This window comes from Mesorhizobium sp. WSM3626, from assembly GCF_000513935.1.
GTDB lineage: Bacteria > Pseudomonadota > Alphaproteobacteria > Rhizobiales > Rhizobiaceae > Mesorhizobium > Mesorhizobium salmacidum.
On record NZ_AZUY01000092.1, the window covers coordinates 1 to 4,604 of the forward strand.

The following is a 4,604-nucleotide window of genomic DNA, read 5'->3' on the forward strand; positions in this document are numbered from 1 at the left end:
AAGCCTCGAATCGGATGGCCATCCGGTTCGAGGCTCAGTCGCTCTTCTCGCACAAAGTTTCCTCCGTGCAGATACAAGGGGTGTTCCAGCGGAGTGAAACGTCGGCGTTCCCTGGAACACCCCTCATCCGTCGCCTGCGGCGACACCTTCTCCCACAAGGGGAGAAGGGGGAGCTTACATCCGCCCGCCGCGCATTGATTTCCGTTCGAGACCGACCCCATCATCCCTCTCAATCCACGAAAATCAGCGCCGGCGTCTCCAGCAGCGCTTTTATCCGCTGCACGAACACCGCTGCGTCCCAGCCGTCGATGACGCGGTGGTCGAAGCTCGACGATAGGTTCATCATCTTGCGCGGGATGAACTGCGTGCCGTCCCACAGCGGCCGCACCATCATCTTGTTGACGCCGATGATCGCCACTTCCGGATGGTTGATGACCGGCGTGGTGGCGACGCCGCCCATGGCGCCGAGCGAGGTGATGGTGATGGTCGAGCCCGACAGCTCGTCACGCGTCGCCGTCCCCGACTTGGCCGCCTCGGCCAGCCTGGCGACTTCGGCGCCGCACTCCCAGATGTCGCGCGCCTCGGCATGCTTGACGACAGGCACCACCAGCCCCGACGGCGTCTGCGCGGCGATGCCAATATGGATGCCGCCATGCTGGTGGATGATGCCGGCCTCGTCGTCGAACAGCGAATTGAGCTGGGGCTGGTCCGCGATCGCCTTGACCATCGCCCGCATCAGGAACGGCAGCAAGGTCAGCTTCGGCCTCTCCGCGCCTCCCTTGGCGGCGCGCTTTTCCTTGTTGAGCGCGGCGCGCAATTCCTCCAGCGCCGTGACGTCGATCTCCTCGACATAGGTGATGTGCGGGATGCGCGACTTGGACAGTGTCATCTTCTCGGCGATCTTGCGCCGCAGGCCGACCAGTTTGATGTCCTCGATGGCATCGTTGCGGGCGAGGCCCGATGCCTTGGCCACTTGCGGCCCGCGCGCCAGGAAAGCCTCGATGTCTTCGTGGCCGATGCGGCCGGCCGGGCCGCTGCCTGCCACTTGCCTGAGATCAATGCCGGCCTCTTTGGCGCGCAAGCGGACAGCTGGCGAGGCCAGCGGTTTTTCGCCTTCCGGGCGTGGTACGCCGGAGGCCGAGGACCGTGCGATGGTCTTGGCGGCAGCCGGCGATGGCGCGGGTTTCGCCGGTGCCTCGGCGGGCTTTGCCTTGATAACCGGTGCGGTTTCGGGCTTTGGGCTCGCCGGCTTGGCGAGTGCCTCGGCGGCCGGTGCCGCTTCTTTGCCGGCAGCCTTCACATTGCCCTCGCCCGCCACTTTCAGCCGCACGATGGGCGAACCAATCGCCACCGTGTCGCCGATCTCGGCGCCCAGCCACAGGATCTCGCCATCGACGGGCGACGGGATTTCCACCGTCGCCTTGTCGGTCATCACGGCGGCCAGCACCGTGTCCTCGCGCACGATGTCGCCGATCTTCACATGCCATTCGACGAGTTCGGCCTCGGCGACGCCCTCGCCGACATCTGGCAGCTTGATGATGTGTTCGCCCATTTCAGGCCTCTCTAAGCTTCCAATGTTTCGATGAGCGCACGGCCGACACGGGCCGGGCCGGGGAAATAGTCCCACTCCTGCGCGTGCGGATAGGGCGTGTCCCAGCCGGCGACGCGGACCACCGGCGCTTCCAGATGGTAGAAGCAGTTTTCCTGCACCAGCGCCGACAGTTCGGCGCCGAAGCCCGACGTCAGCGTCGCCTCGTGCACGACGACGCAGCGCCCGGTCTTCTTGACCGAGGCCACGATCGTATCGAGGTCGAGCGGCAGCAGCGTCCTGAGGTCGATGATCTCGGCATCGATGCCGGTCTCCTCGGCCGCGGCCTGGGCGACATAGACCATGGTGCCGTAGGCGAGCACCGTGACGGCGGAACCCGCCCTGCGGATCGCCGCCTTGCCGAGCGGCACGGTATAGTGGCCGCCGGCGACCTCGCCGAGCTCGTGCTTCGACCATGGCGTCACCGGCCGGTCGTGATGGCCGTCGAACGGGCCATTATAGAGCCGCTTCGGCTCCAAGAAGATCACGGGGTCGGGATCCTCGATCGCGGCGATCAAAAGCCCCTTGGCGTCATGCGGGTTGGATGGCACCACCGTCTTCAGGCCCGACACATGGGTGAACAGCGCTTCCGGGCTCTGGCTGTGCGTCTGGCCGCCGAAGATGCCGCCGCCGGTCGGCATGCGCACCACGATCGGGCAGGTGAAATCACCGTTCGACCGGTAGCGCAGCCTTGCGGCTTCCTGCGTCAGCTGGTCGTAGGCCGGATACATGTAGTCGGCAAACTGAATCTCCACGCACGGCTTCAGGCCGTAGGCGGCCATGCCGATGGCCGAGCCGACAATGCCGGATTCGTTGATCGGCGCGTCGAAGCAGCGGCTCTTGCCGTATTTGGCCTGCAGGCCGTGGGTGACGCGAAAAACGCCGCCGAAGAAGCCGACGTCCTCGCCGAACACGACGACTTTGCTGTCGCGCTCCATCGAAACGTCCATGGCGTCCCGGATGGCCTCGATCATGGTCCGCCTTGGCATGGCTCAGACTCCCGCCTGCTGGCGCTGGCGCCTGAGATGCGGCGGCATCTCGGCATAGAGGCCCTCGAACATGTCTCGCGTCGACGGCTTGCCGCCGGCATGCAGCGTGCCGTGGCTTTCCGCCTCCTTCTGCGCCGCGATGACCGTGTCGAGGATTTCCGCCTCGGCCTGTGCGTGCCGCTCGTCCGACCAGACGCCGAGCTTGATCAGATGGTTCTTCAGCCGCACGACCGGATCGCCGAGCGGCCAGGCGTCGGACTCGGTCTTTGGCCGGTAGGCGGAGGGATCGTCCGAGCTCGAATGGGCGCCGGCGCGGTAGGTGACATATTCGACCAGCGTCGGCCCGAGATTATTGCGGGCCCGCTCGGCTGCCCACTTGGCCACCGCATGGACCGCCAGATAGTCATTGCCGTCGACGCGCAGCGACGGAATGCCGAAGCCGAGGCCCCGCGCCGCGAAGGTGCCCGAGCCGCCGCGCGCGATGCCCTGAAAAGTCGAGATCGCCCACTGGTTGTTGACGACGTTGAGCACGACCGGAGCCTTGTAGGTGGAGGCGAACACCAGAGCCGAATGGAAATCGGATTCCGCCGTCGAGCCGTCGCCGATCCAGGCGGCGGCGATGCGCGAATCGTTCGAGATCGCCGAGGCCATCGCCCAGCCGACCGCCTGGATATACTGCGTCGCCAGATTGCCTGAGATCGAGAAGAAGCCGTGCTCTTTCGACGAATACATGATCGGCAGCTGCCTGCCCTTCAGCGGATCGGCCTCGTTGGAATAGATCTGGTTCATCATCGTGACCATCGGATAGCCGTCGGCGATCAGCAGGCCGGCCTGCCGATAGGTCGGGAAGTTCATGTCGCCCGGGGCAAGCGCCTTGCGAAAGGCGCAGCTCACCGCTTCTTCGCCCAGATGCTGCATGTAGAAAGAGGTCTTGCCTTGCCTCTGCGCCATCTGCATGCGCGCATCGAAGGTCCGCAGCGTCATCATGTTGCGCAGGCCCTCCAGCAATTCCTCGCTGGAAAGCAGCCCGGCCCATGGCCCGACGGCTTCGCCATTGCGGTTCAGCACGCGGATGATCGAAAACGCCATGTCGCGGATGGTGCGCGGATCGACGTCGATGTCGGGACGCGGCACCGAGCCGGCCTGGGCGATGGTCACGTTGGAAAAGTCAGGCGTGCCGCCCGGCCGCACTTCCGGCTCCGGAACGTGAAAACGCAACATCCCAGCATCGGCCATGACCAAAACTCCTCCAATGTTGCCTGGGTGCGGATATTTGCACATCCGCGCGTCCAGACCAGTGCGAATTCGCCAGGCAAGTCATCCGGGCATTGGTTCCGGCCGCGCCGGCCGATCCCGGCCTCCCGCGCTCAAGATGAAGATATGTCCGCGAAATTTCTTGTCGATGTTGAGCAGCGGCACGCAATTTGGCGCAAGGTTGCGCCGTGTTCGTCGCCAGATAAGGTGATTGGGGGCAGAGCGCCGCTGCTTTTCCTTCTCCCCTTCTGGGGCCGAAGGGCGGGCGAGGCCCGTGACTCGCCCAGGGCGGTGGCCTCGCGAAGCGAGGTCGGATGAGGGGTGCTCCAGCTTGGCGTCCTGATGCCAATCGGCTGCATCACAACCAGCGTCTCACTCCGCTGGAACACCCCTCATCCGTCTCGGCGCTGGCGCGCCGATCCACCTTCTCCCACAAGGGGCCTGTTGCGCAATATTGCGGGAGGCGTGTTGTGAGGATTGAGGGCGGCCATTTTCGTTGCTTTGGAGGCTTTTCGGGGTTTGGGAGCCGCGCCTTTGCGGCGTTTGGCGGATTTCGGGCGCAGCTATGGCGTGATCGCCGCCCATCGTCTCATGTTGAAGGCGATGGTGGCGAGCATGATCTGGGCCGTTGCCTTGACGAGGCCGACATAGCGGATGCGGGTGAGACGCATGCGGTTCTTGAGCGTGGCGAATGTGGTTTCCACCGCCGCCCTGCGCCGCGCGATCAAGCGGTTGTAGAGCTTGAGGCGGGGCGGCAGTTCGGGATGGTGTTT

General features: G+C 65.0%; 4 protein-coding genes. All 4 read right to left on the bottom strand.

What is annotated here, in order from left to right:
- Positions 1–229 precede the first annotated feature (229 nt).
- The gene (locus tag M653_RS0130955; RefSeq protein ID WP_027146763.1) at positions 230–1,552 is read right to left on the bottom strand and encodes a dihydrolipoamide acetyltransferase family protein; all 1,323 of its coding nucleotides are present in this window, start codon (positions 1,550–1,552) and stop codon (positions 230–232) included.
- Between the two features lie 11 nt (positions 1,553–1,563).
- A complete protein-coding gene (locus M653_RS0130960) occupies positions 1,564–2,577 on the bottom strand; it encodes an alpha-ketoacid dehydrogenase subunit beta (protein ID WP_027146764.1) in 1,014 nt (337 codons plus the stop codon).
- A gap of 3 nt (positions 2,578–2,580) precedes the next feature.
- The gene (locus M653_RS0130965) at positions 2,581–3,813 is read right to left on the bottom strand and encodes a 3-methyl-2-oxobutanoate dehydrogenase (2-methylpropanoyl-transferring) subunit alpha (RefSeq protein WP_027146765.1); all 1,233 of its coding nucleotides are present in this window, start codon (positions 3,811–3,813) and stop codon (positions 2,581–2,583) included.
- Between the two features lie 581 nt (positions 3,814–4,394).
- The coding region (locus tag M653_RS01000000134135) for a transposase (protein WP_027144009.1) at positions 4,395–4,604 on the bottom strand (210 nt) is incomplete at its 5' end.

What these genes read in the sequence shown, in the direction of transcription:
- M653_RS0130955 (WP_027146763.1), bottom strand. Translation starts at nt 1,552, where the DNA reads ATGGGCGAACACATCATCAAGCTGCCAGATGTCGGCGAGGGCGTCGCC.
- M653_RS0130960 (WP_027146764.1), bottom strand. Translation starts at nt 2,577, where the DNA reads ATGCCAAGGCGGACCATGATCGAGGCCATCCGGGACGCCATGGACGTT.
- M653_RS0130965 (WP_027146765.1), bottom strand. Translation starts at nt 3,813, where the DNA reads ATGGCCGATGCTGGGATGTTGCGTTTTCACGTTCCGGAGCCGGAAGTG.